At 50.9% G+C, this 26,992-nt stretch carries 30 protein-coding genes; 15 read left to right on the top strand and 15 right to left on the bottom strand.

Going from position 1 to position 26,992, the window contains the following annotated elements; translation table 11 throughout:
- The first annotated feature begins 27 nt into the window (after positions 1 to 27).
- Entirely contained in the window at positions 28 to 1,155 is a 1,128-nt protein-coding gene (locus ACYVIY_RS23790) for a glycosyltransferase family 2 protein (RefSeq protein WP_460978960.1), read from the top strand.
- Here the strand turns inward: ACYVIY_RS23790 and ACYVIY_RS23785 are convergent.
- The 3 genes from ACYVIY_RS23785 to ACYVIY_RS23775 form a co-directional block, all read right to left on the bottom strand.
- Positions 1,143 to 1,730, bottom strand: coding sequence for a class I SAM-dependent DNA methyltransferase (locus ACYVIY_RS23785; RefSeq protein WP_460978959.1), 588 nt, complete (start codon positions 1,728 to 1,730; stop codon positions 1,143 to 1,145). The genes ACYVIY_RS23790 and ACYVIY_RS23785 overlap by 13 nt on opposite strands.
- A gap of 76 nt (positions 1,731 to 1,806) precedes the next feature.
- A complete protein-coding gene (locus ACYVIY_RS23780) occupies positions 1,807 to 2,571 on the bottom strand; it encodes a PIG-L deacetylase family protein (protein ID WP_460978958.1) in 765 nt (254 codons plus the stop codon).
- Complete coding sequence (locus ACYVIY_RS23775; protein ID WP_460978957.1) at positions 2,555 to 3,724, bottom strand: acyl-CoA dehydrogenase family protein; 1,170 nt, start codon at positions 3,722 to 3,724, stop codon at positions 2,555 to 2,557. The genes ACYVIY_RS23780 and ACYVIY_RS23775 overlap by 17 nt, the downstream gene beginning before the upstream one ends.
- Positions 3,725 to 3,906: 182 nt before the next feature.
- Between ACYVIY_RS23775 and ACYVIY_RS23770 the strand changes: the two genes are divergently transcribed.
- Both ACYVIY_RS23770 and ACYVIY_RS23765 read left to right on the top strand, forming a co-directional pair.
- The gene (locus ACYVIY_RS23770; protein ID WP_460978956.1) at positions 3,907 to 4,848 is read left to right on the top strand and encodes a ribose-phosphate pyrophosphokinase; all 942 of its coding nucleotides are present in this window, start codon (positions 3,907 to 3,909) and stop codon (positions 4,846 to 4,848) included.
- Between the two features lie 83 nt (positions 4,849 to 4,931).
- A complete protein-coding gene (locus tag ACYVIY_RS23765) occupies positions 4,932 to 5,501 on the top strand; it encodes a 50S ribosomal protein L25/general stress protein Ctc (protein WP_460978955.1) in 570 nt (189 codons plus the stop codon).
- Positions 5,502 to 5,590: 89 nt separating this feature from the next.
- Here the strand turns inward: ACYVIY_RS23765 and ACYVIY_RS23760 are convergent, their stop codons facing one another.
- The 4 genes from ACYVIY_RS23760 to ACYVIY_RS23745 all read right to left on the bottom strand — a co-directional run bounded on the left by ACYVIY_RS23760 (position 5,591) and on the right by ACYVIY_RS23745 (position 11,801).
- A complete protein-coding gene (locus tag ACYVIY_RS23760; RefSeq protein WP_460978953.1) occupies positions 5,591 to 7,837 on the bottom strand; it encodes a heavy metal translocating P-type ATPase in 2,247 nt (748 codons plus the stop codon).
- Between the two features lie 35 nt (positions 7,838 to 7,872).
- Positions 7,873 to 8,079 (bottom strand): heavy-metal-associated domain-containing protein, encoded by a 207-nt coding sequence (locus ACYVIY_RS23755; RefSeq protein ID WP_460978952.1) that lies wholly within the window; start codon positions 8,077 to 8,079, stop codon positions 7,873 to 7,875.
- Between the two features lie 182 nt (positions 8,080 to 8,261).
- Positions 8,262 to 9,608 carry a family 1 glycosylhydrolase gene (locus ACYVIY_RS23750; RefSeq protein ID WP_460978951.1) on the bottom strand — a complete coding sequence of 449 codons (1,347 nt, stop codon included), beginning with the start codon at positions 9,606 to 9,608 and terminating at the stop codon, positions 8,262 to 8,264.
- Positions 9,609 to 9,950: 342 nt separating this feature from the next.
- The gene (locus ACYVIY_RS23745) at positions 9,951 to 11,801 is read right to left on the bottom strand and encodes a glycoside hydrolase family 2 protein (protein WP_460978950.1); all 1,851 of its coding nucleotides are present in this window, start codon (positions 11,799 to 11,801) and stop codon (positions 9,951 to 9,953) included.
- Between the two features lie 290 nt (positions 11,802 to 12,091).
- Here ACYVIY_RS23745 and ACYVIY_RS23740 point away from each other — a divergent pair, with 290 nt between their 5' ends.
- Positions 12,092 to 12,574: a response regulator gene (locus ACYVIY_RS23740; protein ID WP_460978949.1), complete on the top strand. Its 483-nt coding sequence runs from the start codon at positions 12,092 to 12,094 to the stop codon at positions 12,572 to 12,574.
- A gap of 111 nt (positions 12,575 to 12,685) precedes the next feature.
- Here ACYVIY_RS23740 and ACYVIY_RS23735 read toward each other — a convergent pair whose 3' ends face one another.
- Positions 12,686 to 13,525, bottom strand: a complete 840-nt coding sequence (locus tag ACYVIY_RS23735) for a response regulator transcription factor (RefSeq protein ID WP_460978947.1) — start codon at positions 13,523 to 13,525, stop codon at positions 12,686 to 12,688.
- Positions 13,526 to 14,567: 1,042 nt separating this feature from the next.
- On the opposite strand from ACYVIY_RS23735, the gene ACYVIY_RS23730 reads away from it, so the two are divergent.
- Both ACYVIY_RS23730 and ACYVIY_RS23725 read left to right on the top strand, forming a co-directional pair.
- Entirely contained in the window at positions 14,568 to 15,245 is a 678-nt protein-coding gene (locus tag ACYVIY_RS23730) for a response regulator (RefSeq protein ID WP_460978976.1), read from the top strand.
- An 88-nt stretch (positions 15,246 to 15,333) separates the two neighbouring features.
- A complete protein-coding gene (locus tag ACYVIY_RS23725) occupies positions 15,334 to 16,746 on the top strand; it encodes a sensor histidine kinase (RefSeq protein ID WP_460978945.1) in 1,413 nt (470 codons plus the stop codon).
- Between the two features lie 44 nt (positions 16,747 to 16,790).
- Here the strand turns inward: ACYVIY_RS23725 and ACYVIY_RS23720 are convergent, their stop codons facing one another.
- The 7 genes from ACYVIY_RS23720 to ACYVIY_RS23690 all read right to left on the bottom strand — a co-directional run bounded on the left by ACYVIY_RS23720 (position 16,791) and on the right by ACYVIY_RS23690 (position 21,199).
- Positions 16,791 to 17,021 (bottom strand): hypothetical protein, encoded by a 231-nt coding sequence (locus ACYVIY_RS23720; RefSeq protein ID WP_460978943.1) that lies wholly within the window; start codon positions 17,019 to 17,021, stop codon positions 16,791 to 16,793.
- A gap of 115 nt (positions 17,022 to 17,136) precedes the next feature.
- Positions 17,137 to 17,373, bottom strand: coding sequence for a hypothetical protein (locus ACYVIY_RS23715; protein ID WP_460978941.1), 237 nt, complete (start codon positions 17,371 to 17,373; stop codon positions 17,137 to 17,139).
- A gap of 136 nt (positions 17,374 to 17,509) precedes the next feature.
- A complete protein-coding gene (locus ACYVIY_RS23710) occupies positions 17,510 to 17,794 on the bottom strand; it encodes a hypothetical protein (protein ID WP_460978940.1) in 285 nt (94 codons plus the stop codon).
- Positions 17,795 to 17,838: 44 nt separating this feature from the next.
- Complete coding sequence (locus tag ACYVIY_RS23705) at positions 17,839 to 18,210, bottom strand: hypothetical protein (protein WP_460978939.1); 372 nt, start codon at positions 18,208 to 18,210, stop codon at positions 17,839 to 17,841.
- A 102-nt stretch (positions 18,211 to 18,312) separates the two neighbouring features.
- Entirely contained in the window at positions 18,313 to 19,908 is a 1,596-nt protein-coding gene (locus ACYVIY_RS23700; protein WP_460978938.1) for a peptide chain release factor 3, read from the bottom strand.
- A 141-nt stretch (positions 19,909 to 20,049) separates the two neighbouring features.
- A complete protein-coding gene (locus ACYVIY_RS23695) occupies positions 20,050 to 20,427 on the bottom strand; it encodes a DUF423 domain-containing protein (protein WP_460978937.1) in 378 nt (125 codons plus the stop codon).
- A gap of 112 nt (positions 20,428 to 20,539) precedes the next feature.
- Entirely contained in the window at positions 20,540 to 21,199 is a 660-nt protein-coding gene (locus tag ACYVIY_RS23690) for a YggS family pyridoxal phosphate-dependent enzyme (RefSeq protein ID WP_460978936.1), read from the bottom strand.
- A gap of 182 nt (positions 21,200 to 21,381) precedes the next feature.
- Between ACYVIY_RS23690 and ACYVIY_RS23685 the strand changes: the two genes are divergently transcribed.
- The 9 genes from ACYVIY_RS23685 to ACYVIY_RS23645 all read left to right on the top strand — a co-directional run bounded on the left by ACYVIY_RS23685 (position 21,382) and on the right by ACYVIY_RS23645 (position 26,928).
- Positions 21,382 to 22,323, top strand: a complete 942-nt coding sequence (locus ACYVIY_RS23685; protein WP_460978935.1) for a hypothetical protein — start codon at positions 21,382 to 21,384, stop codon at positions 22,321 to 22,323.
- A gap of 146 nt (positions 22,324 to 22,469) precedes the next feature.
- A complete protein-coding gene (gene rpsF / locus ACYVIY_RS23680; protein ID WP_460978934.1) occupies positions 22,470 to 22,844 on the top strand; it encodes a 30S ribosomal protein S6 in 375 nt (124 codons plus the stop codon).
- A gap of 2 nt (positions 22,845 to 22,846) precedes the next feature.
- Positions 22,847 to 23,098: a 30S ribosomal protein S18 gene (gene rpsR, locus ACYVIY_RS23675; protein ID WP_012925715.1), complete on the top strand. Its 252-nt coding sequence runs from the start codon at positions 22,847 to 22,849 to the stop codon at positions 23,096 to 23,098.
- Positions 23,099 to 23,189: 91 nt separating this feature from the next.
- Positions 23,190 to 23,633, top strand: a complete 444-nt coding sequence (rplI, locus tag ACYVIY_RS23670; RefSeq protein WP_460978932.1) for a 50S ribosomal protein L9 — start codon at positions 23,190 to 23,192, stop codon at positions 23,631 to 23,633.
- Between the two features lie 251 nt (positions 23,634 to 23,884).
- Entirely contained in the window at positions 23,885 to 24,907 is a 1,023-nt protein-coding gene (locus ACYVIY_RS23665) for a GSCFA domain-containing protein (RefSeq protein WP_460978931.1), read from the top strand.
- Positions 24,908 to 24,954: 47 nt separating this feature from the next.
- Positions 24,955 to 26,058: an Mrp/NBP35 family ATP-binding protein gene (locus ACYVIY_RS23660; protein ID WP_460978930.1), complete on the top strand. Its 1,104-nt coding sequence runs from the start codon at positions 24,955 to 24,957 to the stop codon at positions 26,056 to 26,058.
- A 42-nt stretch (positions 26,059 to 26,100) separates the two neighbouring features.
- Positions 26,101 to 26,367 carry a NifU family protein gene (locus ACYVIY_RS23655; RefSeq protein ID WP_460978929.1) on the top strand — a complete coding sequence of 89 codons (267 nt, stop codon included), beginning with the start codon at positions 26,101 to 26,103 and terminating at the stop codon, positions 26,365 to 26,367.
- An 11-nt stretch (positions 26,368 to 26,378) separates the two neighbouring features.
- Positions 26,379 to 26,618, top strand: a complete 240-nt coding sequence (locus ACYVIY_RS23650; RefSeq protein WP_460978928.1) for a DUF433 domain-containing protein — start codon at positions 26,379 to 26,381, stop codon at positions 26,616 to 26,618.
- The gene (locus ACYVIY_RS23645; protein ID WP_460978927.1) at positions 26,605 to 26,928 is read left to right on the top strand and encodes a DUF5615 family PIN-like protein; all 324 of its coding nucleotides are present in this window, start codon (positions 26,605 to 26,607) and stop codon (positions 26,926 to 26,928) included. The genes ACYVIY_RS23650 and ACYVIY_RS23645 overlap by 14 nt, the downstream gene beginning before the upstream one ends.
- Positions 26,929 to 26,992 lie beyond the last annotated feature (64 nt).

Here is a 26,992-nt window from a genome sequence, read left to right as displayed (position 1 = left end):
TATACTCAACGTATCAACGAACCGCATTTGTTTTCCCGGAATCCACCTTCTGACCAGCTTCAGATTAGCGTAATTGTACCCGCGCGCAACGAAGCCCATCACATTACGTCTACCCTCGACGCCCTTCGTCATCAACAAGACGCCGATGGTCAGCCGCTCAATCCAGCCATTTATGAAGTTCTGCTGCTGGCGAACAACTGCACCGATCAGACGTATGATGTAGCCCTTCATTATCAGCAGCAACACCCGGATTTTCCGTTGCACATCGCCCAAATCAAGTTGCCACCGCCCCAGGCGAACATCGGTACGGTTCGGCGAATGCTGATGGACGAAGCCCACCGCCGGCTGATGAGTATCAGCAAACCAGAAGGCATTATTGCCTCTACGGATGGGGATACCGTTGTTGATACGTACTGGTTGCACCACATCATGCTGGAGATTGCCAATGGCAACGACGCCGTTGGCGGACGCATTCTCACGCACAGGGATTCAAGCAACGTGCGGCTCTATCACCTGCGCGACGTAATGTACCGAACTTTAGTCGCCAAAGCCGAAGCACTACTAGACCCCAGCGCGCACGATCCGTGGCCGCGTCATTTTCAGCATTTTGGAGCGAGCGTAGCCGTTACCTGCCAAACGTATGAGCGCGTTGGTGGACTTCCCCCAAAGCCTTATCTGGAAGATGAAGCTTTTTACTGGGCCTTATTTCGGGCCGATGCAAAAGTAAGGCACAGTCCCAACGTGAAAGTTGTTACGTCGGCTCGCCAGCAAGGCCGGGTTGAAGTTGGCTTCTCGCAGCAACTACGATATTGGGCAGATATGAGCCAGAGCAAAACCTCATGCCAGCTAGCAGAACCAGCCGAAGCGGTCATGATCCGGCTGCATAACCGGCAACGGTTGCGCAGCATCTGGCTGAGCCGATTTGTATCCAGCTCAACCAGTAGCCTGGCGAGTGTAGCCAGTGCTCTACAGCTCGATGCGGACTGGCTTCGACAAGAGGTTGGTCAGTCCCTGTTTTTTGGCGATTTGTGGGAAAAGGTGAAGCAACAAATGGAAACTAGCGGCTGGGCTCAGTATTGGCAACCCGTTCCCATTACCCAGGCCATCCAGGACCTTCGGGTGCAGTTGAGCACATCCCCTAGTTACTGCTTCTGAAATAAGTCCAGCCGGTATTTTTCCGTACGCTGATTCAATAAGTGAGCAAGCGGTTGCCCTTTGCCAGCTACGTGCATAAATTGCTCGTGTACTTCATCGCCCGTCAGCGGATAATCCGGTACGACGGGCGTCCAGTGCACCAGCAGCAAGTTCCCATGCTGGGTCAGGTGATCCAGCATGAACTGGCGTGCCCGGCTGAGGTCATTCAGGTCCAGATAATAGCCTACTTCCGAAAGTACAATCAAATTGAACAGGCCATCCGGAAACTGATTGGGGATGCTCATTTGCTCAATTGTTACGTTCGGATACGATGTTAGTCGTTGCCGGGCTGTTTTCAGCGGCAGTTCGCTCGCATCTACCGACAGTAGCCGATCGCACCGGCGAGCCAGCATCTCGGTCAGCACTCCAATGGAGCAGCCAATCTCAAACGCATTTGCGTAGCGTTCGTTGGGTAACGCGGCCAGGGTAGCCTCGTATTTGGCGCGCTCGTAGGGACTGGTGGCAAAGGCCCACGGATCGTCGTTGGCACGATAAACATCGTCGAAATACGTAGTAGAAAGGGTGGCATTGGACATAGGAATTGGGGTTATTCAAGCAATCAACTGATCGTGCTTGCTAGGTTATACACAGTCGGCGTTTGGGTAAGCCGTTTTAAGCATTAATCGGCTTTTCCTCCAAAAACAATTCTCGTGGAGGCTCAAAATGCGTCAGTAGTTCAGGAGAAAGAAAGAAGGCCGTTGGGTCATCATCAATTAGTCGGGTAACCTGCGATCGGTGAGCAGCAATTGCCTGATTACGTTGCGTCATAACCGACTCGATCGGCACTTGCCATACCCTCATTTCATCCGGACGGGGCCGGTCGGCTTCGTTACCCAGTTCCCACAGCCAGATCGGGTATTCGAGCACACGCGGCTGCGTCGGCAATTGCATCAGGGCTCCCCGCAGAATCTGCCAGGAGGCCCGATGATCCGGATGCGGGTCGCGTCGCCAGGGCACGAACACGGTCGTTGGTTGATACGTATTGAGTTGATCTCGCATGAACGTAACGGCATCGGCAAATCCCGGCTGTCCCGGAGTAGGTACCTGCCGGTCCTTCAGGCGCATGAAAATAGCATCTGCGGTCGACAGGCCCAGGGTTTCGATCGCGGCCAGCGCTTCGGTCTCCCGTAGCTGGCGCAGCCGTTCGGCCGGATAACTCGGCGAGTTCGGGTGCGACATCGTGCCATCGCTGACAAACAGCACCTGCACTACGTATCCCTGCTGGCGCAGCAAGGCCACCGTTCCTCCACAACCCAACGACTCGTCATCGGGATGCGGGGCAATCACCAGGGCGTTCCCAATTTGAGAAAGGTCAGCCGGATCAATTCGGCGCGCAATCGCATCCAGAAAGTCAGCTTTGTCACTGCCAGAGATCATGCGCATTTGTTGAATTAGTCAGCACATAGTGGCCCAGATCGACGATAGTAGCGTCGGGCGCGGGCTGGCGTAGGTAGAACGTCAAATCCCGGTGAATACGCTCGAAGGGCAGAGGCCGCATAAGTCCCCGCGCCCCTACCGACCGTTCGGCCAGTTGCATGGTTCGTAGACAAATTTCTTCGATAGCCACGCGGGTCATGTTAGCATAGGCAATGATCTTAGCCGATTCATTCGTTCGATTCAGCCATTCGTCAGCCTTCGCTCCCGCCTGATTGATCCACTGATTTCCGGATTCGATCAGATACGCCATTTCGCCCAGCCGGGTACGCTGAAACGAATCGTCGGTGCGGTTGAGTGTTACTAAATAATCACGGGTTGCATTAAACAAGGCCTCAGCTCCACCTAACTGCACGGCCGCAAACCGGATCGCACCCCCACTGAAATATGGCTGTTGGTAGTAATCACCAGGCTGGCCAAGTAAGTCGCTCTCGTCTAGTTCAACGCCCGTGAAATCGAGCTTATAACTGACTGACGCCCGCATACCGAGTGGCTGCCAGAAGCGATCGTCTTGTGGAATGGCCTTCACCTGTTCGGTTGGAATGATACACATCTGCCAGCCGGTTTTCTGGCCACCGACCAGCTCACCCGTGACTAATGGCCGCTGAATCCAGCCGGCTCCGGAACAGAACGTCTTTGCTCCTTCGAGTACGTACCGTCCATTGCCAATGGCATGAATTCTCACTCCGTCGCCAGCCTGCGTATTCCAGACGCTGAACAGGCGATTATGCGCAGACACATCGGCATACCAAAGCTGTTTTTGATTGGGAGACGCGTATAGACTGATCAGCTTTAAGGCGTTGATATGACCCTCGTAGATACGTCCCACCGCCAGGTTACCCGCTCCCATCAGCTTCAACAGTTGTAGCAACTGAGCGGTAGTTGGGAGCTGGCTGTCAAGAGGTTGTTCCGGCAACGTAACACCCAGTAGCCCTGCTTCGGCCAGATACTTAAACGCTTCACTTGGAAAACGCTGTTCATCATCTGTATCGGCCGCGATGGATGCGATACGCGTAACAAGGTTGTTCAGGCTGTCCTGATCCAGGTTTGTCGCTACCGCTGTGCCAGAACCAGACGAGCGTGGTAGTAATGTCATACAGACCTAAAACATTGTTGTACCTAATTGTTTCCGTATTCCGGTGCCGTACGATTAGTTAATAGGCCTTTAGATACTCGTTCAAACTGCGGTTGCCCTCTATCTGCCAGACAGAATATGCGAGCCCGGTACTGCAACTGCCCAATTTTTCCGTATCTTTGCGGGAAATTTATACGCCACCCATGGCTTCGTTTAATCCGGTCAAGATTTTTTCAGGTAGTCAATCCACCTATCTGGCCGAAAAAATCGCTCACTATTACGGCAAAGACTTAGGCGGTTACACCTGCCGACGGTTTAGCGACGGTGAAATGTCGCCAAGTTTCGAGGAGTCGGTCCGCGGCTGCGACGTGTTCCTGATCCAGTCGACACCCCCACCGGGCGACAATCTGATGGAGCTGATGCTCATGGTCGACGCAGCCCGGCGGGCTTCGGCGCACTACGTTACGGTTGTCATTCCGTATTTCGGATACGCTCGTCAGGATCGTAAAGACAAGCCCCGGGTTGCTATTGCTGCCAAGTTGGTAGCCAACATGCTCGCGGCTTCGGGCGTCGATCGGTTGATGACGATTGACCTGCATGCCGGGCAAATTCAGGGCTTTTTCGACTTTCCGGTGGATCATCTGGAAGGTACGTCGGTTTTTGTGCCGTACATCAAAAGCCTGAATCTGGAGAACCTGGTGATTGCTTCGCCGGACGTAGGCGGTGCGAACCGCGCCCGTACGTTTGCCAAGCATTTCAACGCTGACATTGTGCTGTGCGATAAGCACCGCAAGCGCGCTAACGAGATTGCCTCAATGCAGGTCATCGGCGATGTGGAAGGCGCCAACGTAGTACTCGTAGACGATTTGATCGATACAGGGGGGACGATGGCGAAGGCGGCCCAGATCATTCGGGAGAAAGGGGCGTTGTCAGTTCGGGCGGTGTGTACGCACCCCGTCATGTCGGGCAAAGCGCACGAAAACATTGCCAACTCGGTGTTAGAAGAGTTGGTGGTTTCGGACACGCTGCCGATGAAGCAGCCGAATCCGAAAATCAGAGTACTGTCGGTGGCCGAATTATTTGCCAAAGCCATCGGCCGTATTAGAGACCATGAATCTATTAGTTCTTTATTTATAAGGTATTGAGTGATTAGGCGAATGAGTGATTGAGCGTATAAAGCTTTCACTCATTCACGCAATCATTCATTCACTCAATTGAATTTACAAACATGAAAAAAATCGAGATTGTAGGGTATCAACGAGCGAATCTCGGCCGCACGGAATCACAAGCGATTCGGGCCGAAGGTAACGTTCCGTGTGTATTGTATGGTGGACAGGAGCAAGTGCATTTTTACGCACCCGCGATTCTGTTCCGTGATTTGTTGTACACGCCAAACGTGTATGAAGTAAATCTGAACATCGAAGGTACTGAGTACCGGGCGGTTCTTCAGGAAACTCAGTTCCACCCCGTTAGCGACTCGCTGCTCCATGCCGACTTCTTACTGGTAACGGATGATAAGCCAGTTAAAATTGCCGTTCCAGTTCGTCTGGTCGGTACGGCTCCGGGTGTGCAAAAAGGGGGTAAGCTGGTAACCCGCGTTCGGAAACTGCGCGTGAAAGGCAACCTCGAAAATATCCCTGATTTCATCGACGTAGACGTATCTGGCCTGGATTTAGGCAAGTCTGTCCGCGTAGGTCAGATTCCGGTAAGTGGTTTCGAACTGCTCGAACAAGCGTCGAACCCAGTAGCCAGCATCGAAATTCCACGTGCGCTGCGTGGTCAGGTTTCGGCCAAGTAATAAGCGTACAAGTCAAGCTAATAGATACAAAAAGGCCCCGCCAACACTGGCGGGGCCTTTTTGTATCTGAACCTAATGCCCAACGACAATCAAAGACTTCTCAATCGGAGGCTATTCGTAACCACCGATACAGAGCTTAATGCCATAGCCGCTCCAGCAATCATTGGATTCAGCAGAAAGCCAAATGATGGATACAGAATACCGGCCGCAATGGGAATGCCAATAAGGTTGTAGATAAATGCCCAGAACAGATTCTGCCGGATCACCTGCACCGTTTGTTTAGAAAGCTGTAATGCCTTCGGAATACTGGTCAGATCGGAAGTCAGTAAGGTCATTTTTGCTACGTCCATTGCGATATCCGCACCTTTCCCCATGGCAATGCTCACATCAGCCTGGGCCAGCGCCTGAGAGTCGTTAATCCCGTCGCCCACCATCGCGACGACTTTTCCGGATTGCTGTAGCTCCTTGACAAAATCGGCTTTGTCCGATGGCATAACCTCAGCTTTATAGTGCGTCAAACCAACCTGTTTCGCTACGGCCGCTGCCGTTTGGGCATTGTCACCCGTGAGCATGTACACGTCGATACCGCGCTGCTGCAACGTAACAACTGCTTGGCGCGACGTTGGCTTAAGGGGATCGGCGATAGCGATAATGGCCAGTACCTGACTCTGGTCAGCGAAGAACACCACCGTCTTGGCCTGTTGCTGCAACTGGTTGGCTTCGGCCAGCAATTGGTCCGACATTGGAACGGCATGGTTAGCCAGCAGACTCTGGTTGCCAACGTAGTACGTATCATCCTCATACCTGGCGGTTACGCCCTTGCCCGTAACACTCTCAAAGCTTGTGAGTTCTACCGTGCCTTTCTGGCCAATATGGGCAGTTACGGCTTCGGCTAACGGGTGCTCTGATCGGGACTCGATGGCATACAGCAAGGCTTTCAGATTCGCGTCGTCGGCAGCGTCGGACATCCAGATCAGATCCGTTACCTGCGGTTTTCCTTCCGTAAGCGTACCGGTCTTATCCAGCACAACCGCATTCACTTTGTAGCCTAGCTCCAGGCTTTCCGCGTCTTTGATCAGAATATTACTTTCGGCTCCCTTGCCTACCCCAACCATAATGGCCGTTGGGGTGGCTAATCCCAATGCGCAGGGGCAGGCAATCACCAGCACCGTTACAGACGTAAGCAGGGCCGTAGTGAATGAGCCAAAAACCAGCCAGACGACAAAGGTCAGCAGGGCAATGCCCAGTACGACCGGCACAAAAATTCCGGCGATTTTATCAACCAGCTTCTGTACGGGTGCCTTACTGCCCTGCGCGTCCTGCACCATGCGGATAATCTGAGCCAGCAACGTATCGGCACCTACCTTTTCGGCCCGAAAGCGGAAGCTTCCTTTCTGATTGATTGTTCCGGCGAATACCTTCGCACCCGCCTGTTTTTCAACCGGTACCGGCTCGCCACTGATCATACTTTCGTCGACGAACGACTGTCCGGACTCAACCAGCCCATCAACGGGAATCTTCTCACCGGGTCTGACCAGCAGTTGATGACCGACCTGCACGGCCGCAATCGAAATCTCCCGCTCGTGTTCTCCTTCGAGAATTCGTACCGTCTTGGGCTGGAGCCCCATCAGTTTTTTGATGGCCGCCGAGGTGTTCGACTTAGCCCGTTCTTCCAGCAGTTTTCCGAGCAGAATAAAGGCGACGACCACCGATGCGGCTTCAAAATACACGTGCGGATGAATACCCCGACGGTGCCAGAACTCCGGGTAAAGCGTGTTGAACACGCTGAACAAAAACGCAATACCGGTGCTCATGGCGACTAGCGTATCCATGTTCGCTTTGCCGTGGCGGGCCTGTTTCCAGGCATTGGCGAAGAAGGTTCGCCCCAGTCCGAACACCACCGGAGCCGACAACACCAGCATGATCTCGTTGGCGAAGGGAATTGAGCTTTCTCCCGATCCATCCATAAAGAACATACCGATCATGACAACGGGTATGGACAGGATAAAGGCCCAGATCGTTCGCTGGCGAAGTGATTGGTAGTGCTGCTGCTGGGCTTCCCGTTGCACCTCCTGCGGATCTTCGGCATCGACAATGATGTCGTAACCAATTGACCGCACGGCGCTCTGCAACTCAGCGGGCGTTACCACTGAGGGGTTGTATTGCACCCAGGCCGACTGATTGGCATAATTCACCCCCGCATCGGCCACACCGGGCGTGTTCTTCAGCATCGATTCAACGCTAACAGCGCAGGCTGCACACGACATTTCCAGCACTGGATACGTCTTGCGCACATCGGCGGCAGATCGGGCTGGGGCAATTGTGTTGGTAGCCATAGGAACGAATAATAAATACGTCTCGAACGCGCCGGTTAGGCTAACAACTCCGCTTTATACCCCGCTTTTTCAAGGGCCTGACGAACGGCCTCCTCGTTGCTGGCTTCCACGGTTAAGACCTTATTCGGGTTCTGGGTATCTACTTCCCAGTGGCCTTCGCCAACGGTTTGATTCAGGAAAGGAGTCACCGTCGCGACGCAGGCGGCACATTTGATATTGGTTTTAAATTTCAAAGCTTCCATGTTTTTACAGATTATATATGTATAAAACGAAATGTGGCGTTGACCGGTTCGTTCCGATCAACGCCACAAAGGTTGCCCGATCCAGGCGGCTTTTCGTTACAGAATTGCCGACGAATGGTACATATATTTATTGATGATCGGCGACGAATGGATCACCGCCAGACTACGTAACATCGGTTTCCCTACGACACCAGTACTGGCTCCTGCCACCAGCCCGGCCCTTCGGGGATCAGTTCCTGCGGGTTTTCGTCGGTTGCCAGCCGTTGAATGAACGTAGCCAACTCGGTAGGTCGCGGCTCTCCCGAACTCAGGTCAAACGCCCCGGCTTCGTAGTGGCCATCCTCCCGCGTTAGCAGGCAGTGCCAGTCGTAGGAACCCAATAACGCCCAGGCAGTAACGGCCCGAACATCGACTCCGGCTTCTTTGGCTTGCTGGGCTTCCTGCCACATATCCCAGAGCCAGCGCATCTGTTCATCGACGGTGCAGCCTAAATGCGCTTCGGTGACAGCAACGGGCAGATGGTAGCGTTCCCAGGTTTGCATCAGCAGCCCCGCCAGTCCAACACGTTGTTCGGGAGCGGCCCGCACAACCTCCGTATCGACGTACCGATGGAATTTGTTACCACAGTGCAGGTGCGGAGGATAATCCACCAGATTCTCATCGAGGTAGCGTTCACTCGTGATGTAGTGATTGACGCCAATTACCGAAGGCGGACACGGGTTTTCAACCAGAAACCATAAGTCGTTTTCGGGGATACCGACCCGCCGGAAATAATCCCAGAAGGGATGGCCCGGTTTGACGAGGCCGCAGAGCAGATCCCAGGTGAGCCAGCGCCGATTATTTTCCCAATCGGCCTGATAAGTCAGTAGTGGTGTGCTATGCGTCTGTCCTAAATCGTCCGTCTGAATAAGCTGCGCGTCGGGTTGAACAAGCCGAATCTGCTGCATAGCCTTAACCGTGGCTTTGCACTCGCGAATCAGGATTTCGGCAAACACCCGGTCCGACTGCGCATGCGGGTACCAGAATCCGTAAAGCCCGGAGAAGCGGGCGGTGGTAAGTGGTTCGTTGATGGGCGTATAGGCATTCACCCAAGGGTAGCGTTCAGCCACCTGCCGGGCGTATTTCGGAAGCTCTTCCTCAAACGAGTGGGTATCAAAAGTTGCGTAACAGGGGCCGCATCCGTGATGCACCAAGCCAACAATTGGGTTGATGTCCAGCTGCTGCAACATAGGGAGTCGTTCATCGGCCCATTGCCAATCCGGTTTGTCGAGCCCACCTGGCATCGTACGTTCCCACAATAGTGGATACCGTAGGGTTTTAAGACCTAATTCGGCCAGCAGCCGCAAATCGCTGGGTCGGTTGTGGTGGCCATTGCGAATCAATTGATCCTGGTACCGCTCCCCTACCCGGTTTACGGTACATTCGATCCCCCCCCATAAAGCCATCGGTGCGGTTGTAGTGCTTATACCCATATATAGGTCTTTATGTTCAGCAATAAAGGTTAACCGGGACTGCATGATCCCTTGCATACTAACCAGGTTTTATCCTATGTGTTTTCAGGCAGGCAAGTATCTACGTCTGTCCAGTCGTTGGCTTAGCCTTCCACATGCGGGGCTATTGCCTGTTCGAGGGCGATAGCGAAGTCGGCAATAAGCACCTGGGAAAAACGCCCTAAGTACGTTGGGCAAGAGATCGCCGTCCGCATCGAAAATCGGACTGGCTTTGTCGGGACTTTGCCAGGCCATATAGCCCACTGCAATCAGCACTAACCCAGCAACGCTCGAGCGCACCCACCGGGCTATTCGCCAAAGTTGCTTTATCCCTGATTTACTCGAAACGAGCTTAATACGTATTCCTACCCGGAAGTAGGCTTAAAAGTCACCCGTTTCGAAACCGCCCGAACCCAGCAAGCCAGCGGCCACAGACAATTCACCCGTTTGCGGATCAATCAGGCCGTTCCGTTCGTCTTCGATATTAGTTGCCTGCGTATACACGTCACCCGCAATTGGCCGTTTGCGCATCTCCTGCTTGAACAGTCGAATCCGTTCTTCGCGCTGTTCAGCGTCCTGCGGTCCACCGTAATCAGCAAATCCAAACCCACCCCATTCGCTCACGATAAGCGGAACTTGCCGCCGGTAAAAGAACGGGTCACCTACGACCAATGGGAAAGCCGCCACCCCTTCCAGATCGCCCGCAACGAGCCGGTCGAGTAAATAACGCCAGCGGTCCGGATCGGGGGTATACAAATGAGCCGTAAGCAGGTCGGATTTAAGCCTTCCTTCAAACGAGATGTGGTGCCAGCCATCGTTGTCGACCACCAGAAACTGCGGGTAAGCAAGCTGCATATAATGGTACATATCAATGATGTACTGGCGCGTTTCAGTATTTATCGCAATATCCTGCGCTCCCCAGTCTTCGTTGTACAAACTCCAGATTACCACCGATGGATGCGTGCCAATCAGGGAGACCATCCGTACGAGTTCGGCGCGGTGATTCTCCCGGCTGCGGGGCGTTGAACTATGGGGGCTCGGTACTTCCACCCAAAGCAGGAGTCCGAGCTTATCGGCCAGGTTATAAATCCGGGGGTCAACACCGGCAATGTGAACGCGTACCAGGTTACAACCCAGATCCTTCATCGACTGCATATGGCGCTTCATCTCCTCGTACGTAGCCGTGCCGGGCTGATACAGAATGCCATCCAGATAAACCGGCTCGTTGTTCAGGTACACACAGCAGCCACGGGCTTCTATCTTCCGAAGGCCGAACTGCGTTTCGATCTGGGCAATGTAACCGTTACTGTCGATCAATTGGGCCACAAGCTTATACAAGGTTGGCGACTGGGGTGACCACAACTGCGCGTCGGGCAGGCCAAGCACCACCCGCTGTTGCTTTTGGCCGGCTTCCAGTTTCAGAGGAAAGTCAGACGTAGCCATGGGCTCCGAATCCAGCGGTGCTTTCCGGTCGAACACCTTCAGCCGCAATACGTAGTTTCCCGGATCGTGAATGCGGGTCGTAACGGTGAACCGCACCAGATCATCTTCCACAATACTCACTACGCCAATTCGGGAACGTAGCCGGTTGCGCTCAACCGTTTCCAGCCACACGCTACGCACGGCCCCGGTATAGGTCTGGTACCAGATTCCGCCCCGCTTATACACGTGCGACTCCTGCTTTCCGCGGGGCGTTTCGGCATCCATTGTATCAGCAATACGTACCGTAAGCCGGTTTACGGGCCGAAGTAGTTCATCGGCCAGCTCGTACGAAAACGAGGTATACTCACCGTAGTGGATCTCTTCGCCCTCAATGGTCTGAAGCAGGTAGCCATTCAACCACACCCGGGTTTCATAACCACAAGCCCCAAAGGTGAGCTGAATCATCGACAGATCGGCCGGTTCAGTACGTTCGGGCAGGGTAAATTCCCGCTCATACCAGACAATGACCCGATCCTGCCAGGCGGCCGGATGCGGCAGGCCTTTTGCCTCAGCCATGTGCTCTTCTACGGAGCCTGGCCAATGCGCGTTCTGCTCGTACTTATACCCCAGATACCATCGGTCACGGAGGCCACAATCGTCCGTATCGAAGGCAATCTTCCACTCACCATCGAGCAGAATATGATTAGTGGGACGTAGTACCGCTCTGGGTAGTGGATTTATAGGCTCGTCGAGTGTAGCGGCTTCTTCCCGGCTTCGGGCGAAGCTAAAATTAGATTGGTGGTCAAGCATAGCAAATCAACCAAATGCCGTCTTTTCGTGAGTTTAGATACTCCTACTAACGAATTTATCAGTAGATCAATCCGAATTACTGCTTGAACGGCCCGATGCAGCAGCCTCTCTGCTACTTCAGGTAGTTCCCAGAGCGGCCAATTTACCAACGAATCTAACGCGTTCCCGAACTCGACTTCTAGCGTACTTGTTCTGTATTTACTAAAGCCTGTAAGCGAATTTAGATAGGTAATATGGCGTTTAAATCGAATTAAAGGCTATTTTTGGTAAATAATTTAGTTGAACGGATTATGATAAACCGGCGCACCCAGCCGACTAGCCAGCGGAACTTTAACCACGCCAGCATCTTAGTTATTGATGACAATTCCGATCAGTGGCATTTAATCGAAAAAGCTCTCGAACAGTTTCTGCCGGAGGTGCAGGCAATCTGGTTCTCCACAGCCGAAGAAGCCTGGCACTATTTGAATGACTGTACCCTGCAGGGGAATGACCTGCCGAAGCTGATTTTGCTTGATTTGTACCTACCGAACCGACAGGATGGATGGGAACTGTTAAAAGAACTGAAAGACGCTGAGTCGTCGTTCAAACAGGTTCCGGTAATCGTGCTCAGCTACTCCAACGACCCACAGGATATTACCCGATCTTATTATCACGGCAGTACCTCCTACCTGACAAAGCCCGACACAAGCCAAGCCTGGATCGACTTCGGCAAAAACCTGCGAACATACTGGTGGGAAACTGTAACCTTACCCAGTGACCGTTTTATGTCATAACGTCCAGGCTTTTCTAGTACCGATACGTAGCAACCAGATTACGCATACCCCTATACGAAACAGGCCCGGCTGAGCAATTGCTTCGCCGGGCCTGTTTCATGAATATCGATCTTACCCCACCAAGGCGGTCGGCAGGGCAGCAAACGACAGCCAGTACTGACATATACGTTCAATTACCTTTGCGAACTCATCGTTGTCGGCCATCTGCGGGACTACTGAATTAGCCCCGGCAGCGTAGCACACTTCTATATCATTACCCGACTGGTCGTTGATGAATACAACAGTGGGGATCATACGTAACTGCTTATTACTTTTAATCTGCTCCAGCGTACCCAGACCGGCCCAGTTCACCGACCGCACATCGAGCAGAATCATGGCTGGTAACTGGTGCGAGGCTGTTTGAGAAACGTAGTCCGTCAGGCCCGCTCCACTGGCAAAGAACCGGACCGTGCAATGCGGCCACTTCTCTTCCAGAACCTGCCTGATCAACACACCTTTTACGTCATCTTTGATCATGGCGTACACCTGCTGGTTTGGCACCGTAACGACTTGATTAGCCGCCCCAACGTTGTATTCCGACTGACCATATTGCGGTTCATCGGCTGCTGACCGCGTCGTAACGATCTGCGTAAATTCTGAATGTTCGAGCAGGCTATCGGCCACTTGGCTCCATCGCCGACGGCTTATGGGCAATACAGCGCCCCCCTGCATGGTAATAGAACCCGGCGTTTTGGTTCGGGCCGGACTTTTAATCTGATGAACATACCTGGGATTCACCAGAGCGGTCTTATGCACCCGAATAAAAGCGGGCAAAAGTGTCTCAAACGAAGACAATGGCTTCGATAAAAGCATCGTTCCCCCATTCCGAAAATGCAGCCACGTATAATTGCTGGCCCCGGTCAAATGGGTGATTGAGTCCTGGTGATTGACCACTTCATTGATATGCTTCATATTATACTTACTCGTTGAGCTTCTGTTTTGTTATTAACGCGTTTACTAACCTTCTAATTATCAGACCTAATCAACCGTCTTCTGATTATAGATTGAGATCGCTTTCGCCACCTGGACTTTCGTATGCAAAATTCCTTCTCAACGTAACAAACGCGCAAAATAGGCGGTGAGTGGACCGCTTGGACGTTAGAAGATTGTTACGATTGTTACTACTGGTAAACTCCGTTCGGTTCAGAAGCGGACCGATATTCGTGCTACGTTATAAAAATACAAGTTGAGGATGGCATTAATGCCGCCTTTGCTGGACAACAAGCCAATAACCTATTGTATGGCGTCGAGCTGCTCGAAATCATTACCAGTATTCTCCTCGGAATGTGAGGCTGATTCCGACGGTGACTGCGCACAAAACAACCACATCGCTACCCACAGATGTACTGATGCTTCTTGTCTTGTAACTAATTTTTTCTGCGTTTTACCGCAGTAATGACAAGCTGCCGTGAAAAATAGCGCAATATTTTTTCAACATTACGTAATTTTTAACTACGTATTAACGTTAAAATAACAAGAAGTTCGCAAATTTGCGATGTTACGTAGCCGACCAAATTTCGAAGTCTTTTTGCGCTACTAAAGAAATTGCTTAGTTTAGCATAACGATCCTTTACAAAGGGAAGGTTGAACATCAAGATTTGGCGGCCGCCCGGTCGCCAGTCTTGAAATGGTGTGGATAGAAGCGGAAAGCCGCCCCGAAATTTCGGGACGGCTTTTTTGTTGTCCGGGTACAAGGCAGAAAGCTAGGTTTAACCCATATTTAACATAGTTTTCAAGCGCTTTTAATCTATCAGCTCGAACTTCCGGCGTTCAGTCAAATACGCCTGTTGCAGACGTACTGGCGCATTGTATTCCTGCTCAATTAGCCTTAATCTGCCCCACAATTTTATTGCGATCTCGCCCTAAAGCCGTTGCCCCCTATGCATATCTCTACGTTAACTAATAATTCCGTTTCCCATTTTTAAATAAGAAAAGAGCTATGTATGTTGCCGATATGAAGATCCTGGTCGTAGAAGATGAGCCCAAACTGGCTTCGTTTGTGAAGAAGGGGTTAGAAGAACAAGCATGTGACGTTGACGTTGCGTTCGACGGGCAGGTTGGCCGCACAATGGCCCTCAACAATCTGTACGATGTAATCATCATGGATATTAACCTGCCGAAAATGAATGGCTTCGACGTCGTTCAGTCGATTCGGAAGCAGAAGGTCCTTACGCCTGTGCTGATGTTGACGGCAATGGGCTCGGTTGATGATAAACTTACTGGGTTCGAAGCGGGTGCGGATGACTATCTGGTGAAGCCCTTTGAGTTTCGCGAGTTGATGGCCCGGCTCCGGGCGCTCACCAAACGCGGCAGTGAAGCAGGCGTTCAGGCCAACGTCATGAAAGTAGCCGATCTGGAGCTGGACATGAACGAAAAGGTTGCCCGCCGGGGCAGCAAGCGGATAGAGCTGACTGCTAAGGAGTTTGGTTTGCTTGAATACCTGATGCGCAACCGGGGCCGGGTGGTCTCGCGCATAGACATCGCCGAAAAAGTCTGGGATATTCATTTCGATACCGGCACCAATGTCATTGACGTATACGTGAATTTCCTGCGCAAAAAAATTGACAAAGACTTTCCGCATAAACTTATTCATACGGTAATTGGCATGGGCTACATGCTTAAAGAAGAGTAAGCCCGAGCGCCTTACCCCGGACCAGCTGAGCCTGGCGTTTCCTTTTCGGAACACGCTTTTTTGGCTCTTTCTATTATCGTTCGAAGACATGAATATTCGTACTCGCTTGACGCTGCTGTTCGTGTTGCTGGTTGCTTCGATTATGTTGCTTTTTACCGTATCGGTGTATTATCTGTACGATCAGTTCAGGCAGCAGGAATTTGAAAACAGGTTGAAAGAACGAGCCGTTACGTCGGTGCGGCTTCGCGAAGATGTCGGTGAAGTTGCTCAGGCCGATTTGCCTCAGATGAACGACGAGCAGATCACGATCTACAACAGCTCGGGCAAGGTGGTTTATAATCAGTACAGCCAACGTCCTCGCTTTGCAATCCCTGCCGATTTTCTCAATACAATTAAAGCTGGCCAATACCGGTACTTTCGAATTAATGACCTGGAAGCGGTTGGCGTCCGACATATAAACGCCAAAGGGGAACCCCTGACGATTGTTGCATCGGCTAACGATCGGTATGGGTTAAGTAAACTCGACGTACTCCGTCGTATCCTGTTTTTTGGCTGGATTTCGAGTCTCCTGATTGTGGGAATTGCGGGCTATTTATTTGCCAGCGATGCACTTCGGCCTGTATCTGAGCTTATCGATCAGGTTAACACAATTTCAGCGACCAACATCCACGAACGGCTGCGGGTTGGGCGGCAACGCGACGAGTTGGCTGATCTGGCGCATACATTTAACGACATGCTGACCCGGCTCGAAGAAGCATTTGTATCCCAAAAAAGTTTTGTTTCCCACGCGTCGCATGAGTTACGTACTCCCCTGACGGTCATGATGGGCCAGATTGAAGTGACGCGCTTACAGGCCCGCTCGACCCACGAATACGAAGCGGCTTTTGATGCGTTGTTGGACGAAGTGAAAAGTATGATCAGGCTCGTTAATGGCTTGCTCGAACTGGCTCGCGCCAGCGCCGATGCAGCTATGCTCAACTACCAGCCCGTGCGAATCGACGAGCTGTTGTGGCTGGCGCAAAGTCAGATACTCCAGAAAAGAGCTGATTATCAGATTGATATTGACTTCGATAATTTGCCCGATCACGAAGAAGAGCTAGTAATCAACGGTGAAGAGTCGCTGCTGCAAACGGCCTTTCAGAACCTGATGGAAAACGGCTGCAAATATTCACCGGACGGGCGCGTTTCGGTACGTATTTCGTTTGAACTCGGACAGGTTCATCTGACCATCAGCGATCACGGCTACGGCATACCAGCGGATGACTTACCTCATATATTTGAACCGTTTTACCGCTCCAATACCACGATGACCGTGAATGGTCACGGCATTGGACTTGCACTCACCGAGCGGATTATTGAACTACACCGGGGCAAGATTGTGGTCGACTCTACGGTTGGCCAGGGAACTACCTTCCGCATTACGTTCCCCATTGCCTATCGGGCTCCCGCTCTCTCGCCAACGGGCTTTTCGGAAGATCAGCCGGTCAAAACCGACTATTAATGCAAACGCCCGACAGGGTGTCAGGCGTTTGTTATTGGCGGAGGCTAGGTGTTTTTCTTAGCCTGTTTCTTAGCTTCTTTAGCGGCTTTTAAAGATTGCTCGGCTCCCTCTTCTTTAGCTTTATTGCCCGTAGCCTTGGCATCCTGCTTCATTTCTTTCGCCTTCTCTTTAGCAATCTTCGTGGTTTTCACCGCTTCCTTGCGCGTTACGTCCTGTGCCGACGCACCACTGGCCAGTAGCAACGTACAGGCTGCCACAAACATTAGTTTTTTCATACCGTTGTCAGTTTAGTTGTGCTAGTAAACTGGCCAGTGCCGAAAAAGTTATGTCTTTCCGCGTAAAAAAAAGCTCTTCTTTTCAGGAAGAGCTTTTTAATAGAATACCACCCGGCTATTGGCTTGTGACTTTCTTCTCGGTCTTTTTCATGCTTTTATGCATGTGTTTCATCTCTTTGGCCGCATCCGCTTTCGCTTCGTTGCCCACACTTTTGGCATCTTTCTTCATCTGCTTGGCGTCCTGCTTCATTTCTTTATGCGCGGCCTTCGCTTCCTTCTTCATCTCATCCTGCGCAAACGACACGCCGGTCATCAGCAAGACTGCGGTTATTACCCCAATTACCTTTTTCATACGGCAGTGAGTTAAGTGTGTTTAATCAATTACGTTTTCACGTACAGAAACAGGCTAATCGACAAAAGGTTATTAAACATTTATTAAAACGTCGGCTTCCCGTCAAAGCTAACCAGGAGCCGACGTAGTACGTCCATCAACTGTTGCCGTTATTTGTTTTCGGATTCTTTACGCGCCCACCATTTTCTGTCGGTCCCTGCACGCGCGGCTTACCACTTTGCGGCTTTGTAGGCTGAGCAGGGGTACTCCGCTGGCCATTGAACTTTTCGGCAGCCACCTTAGCCTTTTCCTTATCACTGACGCGGGCCGCACTGCCATTGTACGGCGAGCTGCTTTTTACGCTTTCCCGCGATTGGCCAAACGCAACGGCAGGCGCCATTAGGGCCATCAGGACAGCGGCTTTCAACAATGTATGTTTCATAACGATTGAGTTAACAGATATGTAGTCGGTAAGTAATGTCCCGCTTATCGTTGATTATCGGCTTTTGGTTTTTTCTTCTTTGCCTTAACCGGACTTGCTCCTGTGGTTGTGCTGCTGCGGGCGTCAGTCGAGGTTGTTGTAATGCCGCCGTTTCCAGCCGGGCCAACCGCACTGCCTGACCCATAGTTCTGGTCGACGGTGTTGCCCGTTCCAGCAGCCGGGGTTGTGCCGTTATTTGGATACGTATTAGGGGAATTAGGCCGAGCGGCATTGCCGGAGCCCTGGTTAGTCGACTGGTTTACACTCGTATTGGTTGTCGACCCGTTGGTCGATGAACTCTGGGAGGAGTTCTGCTGGGCTGCGGCCGAACCGGCAATGGCTAGCCCAAGGGCGAAGGTGGCAAGTATCGTTTTCATCTGCGTTGAGTATGGTTATGCACTATTCCTGTACATAACTCTACTCAACAGCAGTAGTTTAAAAAAAGCGGCTAACTAACCCTACGGAAGCAACTGTTTCCGCTAAGCTGTTACGTTGAATTCGGAGGTCAGGTGAAACTGAATATCTGGATTATTTTGCTGATTCATGCGCAACATCCAGTCCGACTCCGCCAGAAAAACAGGGTTATTGTCTTTATCATAAGCGATCTGGTTGCCCTTCAACCGAATAAACTCGGCCAGCTTAGCTGAGTTCTCCGCCGTAATCCAGCAGGCTTTCGTATAATTCAAAGGCACCCAGCGGCATTTAGCGCCGTATTCATTTTCCAGCCGGTACTGGATCACTTCAAACTGGAGTTCACCCACCGTACCCACGAACTTACGATTACCCAGTTCAAGCGTAAACAATTGCGCCACGCCTTCGTCGGTTAGCTGCTGAATCCCTTTGTCCAACTGCTTCGACTTCATTGGGTCCAGATTCACCAGTTCTTTGAAGATTTCGGGTGAAAAGCTCGGAATGCCCTGAAATTGCAACTCCTCCCCTTCCGTCAACGTATCGCCGATCTTGAACGTACCCGTATCGTATAAACCCACTACGTCGCCCGGAAAACCTTCTTCGACCACGCTCTTGCTATCAGCCATGAAGCTGAAGGGAGATGCAAAGCGAACGTTTTTGTCCAGCCGTGTATGGTGGTAAAACTTACCCCGCTCGAACACGCCCGAGCAGATACGCAGGAACGCAATCCGGTCGCGGTGACGGGGATCGAGGTTGGCGTGGATTTTAAAGACGAACCCGCTGAAGTTCTTCTCGCCGGGCAGTACCTCGCGCTTATCGGTCGGGCGGGCAATCGGCTCGGGTGAAATCTGACAGAATCCTTCGAGCAGTTCTTTTACGCCGAAGTTGTTAACGGCCGACCCAAAGAATACCGGTGCCAGCTTGCCATCCAGATACGCCTGCCGATCGAAGGTATCGTAAACGCCCTCGATTAACTCAACGTCTTCGCGGAGTTGGGCCGCATCCCGCTGGCCGACTTTCTCATCAAGCAGCGAATCTTCGAGTTCAATCGGTAATACGTCGTCCTCGACTTTCGTCTTGTTAACTTTAAAGAAATATAATTTTTTCTCGATCAGGCTGTAAACACCTTTGAAATCAGAACCCATATTCACGGGCCAGGTCATCGGGCGCACGCGGATGTTCAGCTTCTCTTCCAGCTCATCGAGCAGGTCGAACGGATTCTGTCCTTCGCGGTCGAGTTTGTTGATGAAAATAATAACTGGCGTATCGCGCATCCGGCAGACTTCCATCAGCCGCTCGGTTTGCTCCTCTACGCCTTTTACGCAGTCAATCACCAGGATAACGCTATCGACAGCGGTCAGTGTCCGATACGTATCTTCAGCAAAGTCTTTGTGGCCAGGCGTATCCAGAATATTGATTTTCAGATTATCGTATTCAAACGTCATGACCGACGTAGCGACGGAGATACCCCGCTGCTTTTCGATCTCCATAAAGTCAGACGTAGCCGACTTCTTGATTTTATTCGACTTTACAGCTCCAGCGGTTTGAATGGCCCCCCCAAAAAGCAGCAACTTTTCGGTCAACGTGGTTTTCCCGGCATCGGGGTGACTAATGATGGCGAAGGTCCGCCGACGGGCGGTTTCTGCCTGTATATTCGTTTGCATTATTCTCAGAATCAGACGACAAAGATACGAAAAAAGAGGGAGAAAAGGGAGTAGTGGGAAGAGAGGAAAGAAGGGGAATCAAGACCGCAAAAAAAGACTCTCCCTCTTTTCCCTTTCCTCCCACTACTCCCTTTTCTCCTTCTATAAAAACGCCCACAGCAGCAGCGCCCAGCCCGCAATCATGGCCACCCCACCAATAGGCGTAATGGCACCTAACCACGTAATGCCAGTGAAACACAGGATGTACAGTGACCCGGAAAAGACCAGCACCCCGCCTAAAAACGAATAGCCCGCCCAGTTGAGAAGCTTAACAATGGCCGGATTACTGCCGAACAACTGCATCAGTACGCCGATTAATACGAGCGCCAGTGCATGATAAAACTGGTATTTAACCGCCGTTTCGAACGTAGCCGTCCGGCCAGTAGACTCCAGCATGGTACGTAATGCATGGGCACCAAACGCACCGAGGGCAACACCCAGCAACCCTAAAACTGCTCCAGATTGAATAAAAAATTTCATATGATTCTGAACCCAGATTGAGCGGATTAAATGGACGAACAGGATTTTGCAAGTAGTTTACGTAGCAACAAAATCCTATTCATCCATTTAATCCGCTCAATCCCGGTCTTGATTAGTTTCTTGATCCAAAAATAGCGCTACCAACCCGAACCAGCGTACTTCCTTCTTCGACGGCAATCTGATAATCACCACTCATGCCCATCGATAGATGATGGAAGGCAACATTCGATCGCGAAATAGCGGCTAACTTGTCGTACAGTTGCTTTAACCCACGAAACTCCCGGCGAATTTGCTCAGTATCGTCTGTGTTGGTAGCCAGGCCCATCAGCCCTACAATACGAACGTTAGCCAACGCATCAAGTTCCCCAGCATTCAGCAGTGCTTCGGCCTCCTCAGCCGACAGGCCAAACTTTGTTTCTTCATCGGCAATATGAATCTGAAGCAGACAATCAACAATTCGGTTGTGCTTAGCGGCCTGCTTATTGATCTCCTGCAACAACTTTAAGCTATCAACGGAATGAATCAACGTAACAAACGAGGCAATGAATTTCACTTTGTTCGTCTGCAAATGACCAATTAAATGCCATTCTACGTCGGCGGGCAGTTGGGGGTGTTTATCCACCATTTCCTGCACCTTATTTTCGCCAAAGCGCCGACAGCCAGCCTCATAAGCTTCCTGTAGCAGCGCAACCGGCTTTGTTTTTGTAACGGCAATGAGTTGAGCCCGCCCGTGCAGCTCCGTTTCTATCTGATGAATTGTATCCGCGATCATAAGCACTTGACAGCGAATGCTGCCCTGTTTCTCGATAAAGATTGTGCAAAGATAAGTTTGAGAACTACGCAGAAAGGCGTAGTTTTTGGCCCTAAAGCATTTGAAGAAGACAATAATTGCACAGGTGTTTTAGTTTTGGAATGGATTTTAAGTGCAACCCTTCTGCTTAGTTTATGACTCCAATGGAACCTAGACCTCAAACCCAGAACAGTAGTCGTAGTTATTTATTAGCCGCGTTACTGATCTTGGCCGCCTTAAACGTACTTCTTCTTTATTTCTATTATCAGGAACGTCAGGATAGCAAAACGAAAGACGCCACCATTGCCGCCAAAACCGAGGAAGTGCTTACTACGAAAACGAAACTCGACTCTATATCGGCCCAGTTAGACGCTAAAATCGCAGAAATTCAGCAACTCGGTGGCAGCGTTGACTCACTCTTGAAAGTGAAGCAGCAATTGGAAGTCGACAAGCGTGAACTACGTAACGTCAACTCCTTCGACAGCCGTAAATACGACCAGAAAATCCGGAATTACCAGGCTCTGCTGGCTCAGAAAGACCAGGAGATTACTCGTCTGAAGCAGGAGAATGGCGCATTAGCTCAGCAGAATGAAACGCTGACGCAGGAAAACAGTGGTCTGAAAGCCGAACGTCAGGCGTTGAACGACTCCGTAGCAGCCGTCTCGGCTAAAAACCAGGAACTGAGCGAGAAGGTCAGTATTGCTGCGGCCCTCCGCGCGGAAGACATCGTCGTTACGGCACTAAATTCGCGTGGAAAAGAACGGGATGGCGGCAATTACAAGGCCAAGAAAATTGACAAGATTAAGGTATCAGTACGTATCGCACCAAACGGGTTAGCCCAGCAGAACGAAAAAGAGCTGTACATGCGAATTCTGGACCCAGCGGGAGCCGTCATATCGGATCTGGCCACCGGCTCGGGTGAGTTTACGTATAACGGCCAGGGCATGATTTATACGGCCATGCAACGGTTTACGTTCGACAACAGCCGTCAGCGGGTTGATTTCATATACGGTCGGGGGGCGCAGCGGTTTAACGAAGGCCGTCATACTATCGAAATTTACTGCGAAGGCTTCCGAATTGGCGATGGCGAGTTTACGGTAAAGTAAGACTCATAAAGTTGCAAGGTTGTATAGTTTTTAGCGTGTGTTTACGCCTTCCCCAAACGCGTCAGCCAACTTTATAACGATATACCCTTACAACTTTATAACTTTTTTCGTACCTTTGCGCCCTCATTTCAAACCAATTACAAGCAATGTTTCCCAATAACTACGAAACGGTGTTCATTTTAACTCCCGTTTTATCTGATGCTCAGATGAAGGACGCCGTTGACAAGTTCCGTAAAGTGCTGACCGACAACGGCGCGGAACTCGTTCACGAAGAGAATATGGGCCTTCGCAAGCTGGCCTATCCAATTCAGCACAAAAGCACCGGTTACTACCAGCTCTTCGAGTTTACGGCGCCCGGTACCATCATCGAGAAACTCAACACGGAGTATCTTCGCGATGAGCGCATTATCCGTCACCTGACGGTTTCGCTCGATAAGCACGCTGTGGCTTACAACGATCGGAAGCGCAATGGCTTAGTGGGTAAGAAAAAACAAACCGAAAACGCCGGGGAGGCTAAGTAATCATGAGTCTGCAAAACGAATCTGTCTCGAAAACCGAGAACCGCAAAAAATACGACCGCTTCAAGAAAGCCGGTATCAAATATATCGATTACAAAGACGGCAATTTCTTGTTGAAGCTGCTGAACGAACAGGGTAAAATTCTGCCCCGTCGTTTAACCGGCACAAGCCTGAAAAATCAGCGCAAAGTTGCTCAGGCCGTTAAACGGGCTCGTCACCTAGCCATTCTACCTTACGTAGGCGATTCACTGAAATAATTGTTTCGTTGTTCGTCTGTTTTTGTCGTTCGGTGTTTTGTCTCCGTAACAGACAAACAGGCAAACGACCGAACAGCCAAACATTTTTCTCATGGAAATTATTCTAAAAACCGATATCGCTGGCCTGGGCTACAAGAATGACACCGTAACGGTGAAGCCTGGTTATGGCCGCAACTACCTGATTCCGCAGGGTTATGCGGTAATGGCAACCGATTCGAACAAAAAGATCGTTGCTGAAAACATCCGTCAGGCGGCTCACAAAGCCGAAAAAATCAAAAATGACGCGCAGGCGATTGCCGATGGTATTGGCGATATGACTCTGACCATCCCGGCAAAAGCGGGCGACAGTGGCAAAATCTTCGGTCGCGTTACCAACACGCAGGTCGCTGATGCCTTGCGCGAAAAAGGATTCGACATCGACCGGAAGAAAATTGCGGTTGATGATGTGAAAACGCTTGGTACGTATGAGGCTACCCTCGACCTGCATAAGGACGTTAAACACAAAGTAAAATTTGACGTAGTAGCCGCTGACTAAGCACTATGCGACAAACTCACAGGGGCTAAAGTGATTTAGCCCCTTTTTTATTTGCTCTTTGCTCACGTCATGACTTAGCAGCCTTCATTATTAGGCCTCTATTCGTGAAGAACAGCTCAGAATGGACGTGGCTGAACGTAGTATACACTCTTTCGATAGCAGCCAGGCTAATGACTTATAAATCAATAATTAGCAACTAAAAATACCCCGCCTGCAAGGACCTAAACAAGTGGTATTTTTGTTAATCTGGTATGCAGTTTCATACCGATTTTACACCCGAACCACTCCCTCACCGCATCGGCCTGAACAGTCGGATTGTGACCATTGGGTCATGCTTTGCTGAGGTTATGGGACAACGGTTGGCTAGTAATAAACTGAACGTATTGACCAACCCGTTTGGCACCCTTTTTAATCCGGTTTCCATCGCCAAGCTACTCACCATGGCTTTGTACGGAACCGCTCCAGACGAAAACCGCTACGTTGAACGGGATGGAGTCTGGTTTCACTATGACTTTCATTCGTCGCTCTGGGCGAACAGCCGCCATGAACTCCGAGATATACTTGTGAATCGACTGGGAGAGGTCGCTGACGCCGTTCGCAAAGCCGACTTCTTATTGCTGACCCTGGGCTCAGCGGTTGTCTACCGGCATATCGAAACGGGAAAGGTTGTCGCCAACTGCCATAAGATGCCTGGCTTTTTGTTTGAAAAGTACCTGTATCAGGTAGAGCACTTACAGGATGATATGAAGCGGCTGCTCAAAACCTTGCACAAGGCAAATCCCAAGCTTAAGGTCATTGTTACCGTTAGTCCGGTGCGGCACACGCGTGATACGTTACCCCTGAACCAGGTTAGCAAGTCGACCTTACGCGTTATTGCGCACGAGTTAACTGTCTGGAACGAGTGGGTTCACTACTTTCCAGCGTATGAGCTAATGATTGACGATCTGCGGGACTATCGCTTTTACGAAGCGGATCTGATTCACCCCAATGCGCAGGCGCACGCGTATATTTTTGAAAAATTTGCCGAAAACGCGTTTGACGATGAACTTCGTGGCTTCGTTGCTCAGTGGACTCAGCTTAGTAAATCGCTGCTTCATCAGCCACTGTACGGAGACAGTAGTACCGCTTATCAGCAGTTTTTGACCAAATTGATCAGTCAGCTCGATATCTTATCGAAGCGCGTTGACGTAACAACGGAACTGGCTGAAGTGCGAAGTCGTTTACGTCAAGGGAATACGGAAGAACGGGAAACAGGAGAAAGGGCAGTAGCTTAGCCTTTCCCTTCTCCCTTTCTTCTCCTTCCTTCTTTTTCCCTTCCATTATGTCTGATTATCGATTAAGTAAAGAAGCCGTTCTGCAAGCACTGAGTACGGTTGAAGAGCCAGATTTGAAACGCGACATTGTTTCGCTCAACATGGTACGCGACGTAACGCTGGGAATCAGCTCTGTTCGCTTTACAGTTGTCCTGACCACTCCGGCCTGCCCGTTAAAGGAAGTTATTCGCAAACGCTGTGAAGACGCTATTCATACGCACATCGGTACTGACGTACAGGTTACGATTGATATGACCTCCGACGTAACGTCGACACGCTCGAATGCCCCAACGCTGCCCGGCGTGAAAAATATTATAGCCGTGTCCTCCGGCAAAGGGGGCGTTGGTAAATCAACGGTGACGGCGAATCTGGCCATCGCGCTTTATAAATCAGGGGCTAAAGTAGGCATCATCGACGCCGACATTTACGGGCCATCCATGCCCACGATGTTTGGGGCCGAAGCCATTCAGCCACGTATTTATCAGGTCGACGGTCTGACGAAGATGGAGCCAGTTCAGCAGTTCGGTATCAAAATGCTTTCGATGGGCTTTCTGGTTGATCCGGGTCAAGCCATTATCTGGCGGGGCACCATGGCGGGCCGGGCTTTACAGCAATTCTTTTCAGACGCCGACTGGGGCGAACTGGATTATCTACTGATCGACTTACCACCGGGCACCGGCGATATTCATTTGACGTTGGTGCAAACCGTACCGGTAACGGGTGCCATTATCGTTACAACGCCCCAAAAGGTGGCGCTGGCCGATGCTACAAAGGGTCTGGCTATGTTCCGGCAACCGCAGATTAACGTACCCGTACTGGGCGTTATTGAAAACATGTCTTATTTCACCCCAGCCGAGTTGCCCGATCATAAATATTACATATTTGGCAAAGGCGGTGGTAAGCAACTAGCCGATCAGTTTGACGTACCGTTGCTAGGGCAGATTCCGCTGGTGCAAAGCATCCGAGAAGCGGGCGACGAAGGACGGCCCGCCATCAGTGTTGGAGAGCCAGTAGCCAGCGAAGCATTCCAGCAAACGGCCGAAGCCCTGGCTCAACAGGTAGCGATTCGGAATGCATCGGTCGACCGCACAAAGCGTGTAGAAGTTGCATAAAACCTTGCGAACGTGTAAATTTACCGTAAATCATAGCATTCAATGGAGACGGCAATAAACAACGACCACCTAATTAACCAAATTGAGCGAGCCCTTGACGGAATGCGGCCCTATCTGGCAGCGGACGGTGGCAACGTGAAAGTGCTGGAAGTAACAGATGACAAAGTTGTCCGGCTTGAACTCATGGGATCATGTGGCTCCTGCCCTATGTCGGCGATGACGTTCAAGGGTGGGCTGGAAGAAGCTATTCTAAAAGCCGTCCCAGAAATCACCAAAGTCGAGGCCATAAATATCACGCCCGCGTTTTAAATTTTGCTAACATGGCAAGCCTTCCTGATGTAATATCAATTAGTGAGAAAGTCATGGGGGGTACACCGGTTTTCAGAGGTACCCGAGTACCGGTTCAATCCTTATTTGATCATTTAGAACTGGGCATTTCTGTAGACGAGTTCTTAGATGACTTTCCTTCAGTATCAAAGGAGCAGGTTGTGGCTACGTTAAAAATAGCCGAACGTTTACTCACAGCGACTAATCTTAATGCCATTTATGAGGCTGCTTGATGAGAACGTCCCTAGAAGACTCAAGCAGGAGTTAGTTGGCCACACTGTATTCACTGTTCGGGAAATGCGTCAAGATGGGACCGAAGATGTAGATGTGCTTCGATTCCTGTTGGAATACAACTTCGACGCCTTGATTACGTGCGACAAAAATCTTCCTTTTCAGCAAAATTTAACTCGATATCCGGTACCGGTCATTGTCTTGGACACATATACGAACGCCTATCCCGTTTTGAGATCGATCGTTCCGAAACTGCTGGCGTTGCTGGGGAGTCCCTTAGCTCAGGGGGCAACTATCGTTAAACCTGATTAAAGAGCCTTCTTCTCTACAACATTAAAACGCCGAATCAGGCGTTTTTTTGTTTCTTTGCTACTCG

It is taken from the genome of Spirosoma knui, assembly GCF_054780635.1.
This window is presented reverse-complemented; position numbering and strand designations above follow the sequence as displayed.

Excerpts from the sequence above, each read along its gene's own strand:
- ACYVIY_RS23730 (WP_460978976.1), top strand. The coding sequence starts at position 14,568 with ATGAAGATCCTGGTCGTAGAAGATGAGCCCAAACTGGCTTCGTTTGTG.
- ACYVIY_RS23715 (WP_460978941.1), bottom strand. The coding sequence starts at position 17,373 with ATGAAAAAGGTAATTGGGGTAATAACCGCAGTCTTGCTGATGACCGGC.
- ACYVIY_RS23705 (WP_460978939.1), bottom strand. The coding sequence starts at position 18,210 with ATGAAAACGATACTTGCCACCTTCGCCCTTGGGCTAGCCATTGCCGGT.
- ACYVIY_RS23735 (WP_460978947.1), bottom strand. The coding sequence starts at position 13,525 with ATGAAGCATATCAATGAAGTGGTCAATCACCAGGACTCAATCACCCAT.
- rpsF (WP_460978934.1), top strand. The coding sequence starts at position 22,470 with ATGTTTCCCAATAACTACGAAACGGTGTTCATTTTAACTCCCGTTTTA.
- ACYVIY_RS23755 (WP_460978952.1), bottom strand. The coding sequence starts at position 8,079 with ATGGAAGCTTTGAAATTTAAAACCAATATCAAATGTGCCGCCTGCGTC.
- ACYVIY_RS23655 (WP_460978929.1), top strand. The coding sequence starts at position 26,101 with ATGGAGACGGCAATAAACAACGACCACCTAATTAACCAAATTGAGCGA.
- rplI (WP_460978932.1), top strand. The coding sequence starts at position 23,190 with ATGGAAATTATTCTAAAAACCGATATCGCTGGCCTGGGCTACAAGAAT.
- ACYVIY_RS23765 (WP_460978955.1), top strand. The coding sequence starts at position 4,932 with ATGAAAAAAATCGAGATTGTAGGGTATCAACGAGCGAATCTCGGCCGC.
- ACYVIY_RS23745 (WP_460978950.1), bottom strand. The coding sequence starts at position 11,801 with ATGCTTGACCACCAATCTAATTTTAGCTTCGCCCGAAGCCGGGAAGAA.
- ACYVIY_RS23685 (WP_460978935.1), top strand. The coding sequence starts at position 21,382 with ATGGAACCTAGACCTCAAACCCAGAACAGTAGTCGTAGTTATTTATTA.
- ACYVIY_RS23785 (WP_460978959.1), bottom strand. The coding sequence starts at position 1,730 with ATGTCCAATGCCACCCTTTCTACTACGTATTTCGACGATGTTTATCGT.
- ACYVIY_RS23660 (WP_460978930.1), top strand. The coding sequence starts at position 24,955 with ATGTCTGATTATCGATTAAGTAAAGAAGCCGTTCTGCAAGCACTGAGT.
- ACYVIY_RS23720 (WP_460978943.1), bottom strand. The coding sequence starts at position 17,021 with ATGAAAAAACTAATGTTTGTGGCAGCCTGTACGTTGCTACTGGCCAGT.
- ACYVIY_RS23665 (WP_460978931.1), top strand. The coding sequence starts at position 23,885 with ATGCAGTTTCATACCGATTTTACACCCGAACCACTCCCTCACCGCATC.
- ACYVIY_RS23760 (WP_460978953.1), bottom strand. The coding sequence starts at position 7,837 with ATGGCTACCAACACAATTGCCCCAGCCCGATCTGCCGCCGATGTGCGC.
- rpsR (WP_012925715.1), top strand. The coding sequence starts at position 22,847 with ATGAGTCTGCAAAACGAATCTGTCTCGAAAACCGAGAACCGCAAAAAA.
- ACYVIY_RS23780 (WP_460978958.1), bottom strand. The coding sequence starts at position 2,571 with ATGATCTCTGGCAGTGACAAAGCTGACTTTCTGGATGCGATTGCGCGC.
- ACYVIY_RS23770 (WP_460978956.1), top strand. The coding sequence starts at position 3,907 with ATGGCTTCGTTTAATCCGGTCAAGATTTTTTCAGGTAGTCAATCCACC.
- ACYVIY_RS23775 (WP_460978957.1), bottom strand. The coding sequence starts at position 3,724 with ATGACATTACTACCACGCTCGTCTGGTTCTGGCACAGCGGTAGCGACA.
- ACYVIY_RS23725 (WP_460978945.1), top strand. The coding sequence starts at position 15,334 with ATGAATATTCGTACTCGCTTGACGCTGCTGTTCGTGTTGCTGGTTGCT.
- ACYVIY_RS23740 (WP_460978949.1), top strand. The coding sequence starts at position 12,092 with ATGATAAACCGGCGCACCCAGCCGACTAGCCAGCGGAACTTTAACCAC.
- ACYVIY_RS23690 (WP_460978936.1), bottom strand. The coding sequence starts at position 21,199 with ATGATCGCGGATACAATTCATCAGATAGAAACGGAGCTGCACGGGCGG.
- ACYVIY_RS23700 (WP_460978938.1), bottom strand. The coding sequence starts at position 19,908 with ATGCAAACGAATATACAGGCAGAAACCGCCCGTCGGCGGACCTTCGCC.
- ACYVIY_RS23750 (WP_460978951.1), bottom strand. The coding sequence starts at position 9,608 with ATGCAAGGGATCATGCAGTCCCGGTTAACCTTTATTGCTGAACATAAA.
- ACYVIY_RS23695 (WP_460978937.1), bottom strand. The coding sequence starts at position 20,427 with ATGAAATTTTTTATTCAATCTGGAGCAGTTTTAGGGTTGCTGGGTGTT.
- ACYVIY_RS23645 (WP_460978927.1), top strand. The coding sequence starts at position 26,605 with ATGAGGCTGCTTGATGAGAACGTCCCTAGAAGACTCAAGCAGGAGTTA.
- ACYVIY_RS23650 (WP_460978928.1), top strand. The coding sequence starts at position 26,379 with ATGGCAAGCCTTCCTGATGTAATATCAATTAGTGAGAAAGTCATGGGG.
- ACYVIY_RS23710 (WP_460978940.1), bottom strand. The coding sequence starts at position 17,794 with ATGAAACATACATTGTTGAAAGCCGCTGTCCTGATGGCCCTAATGGCG.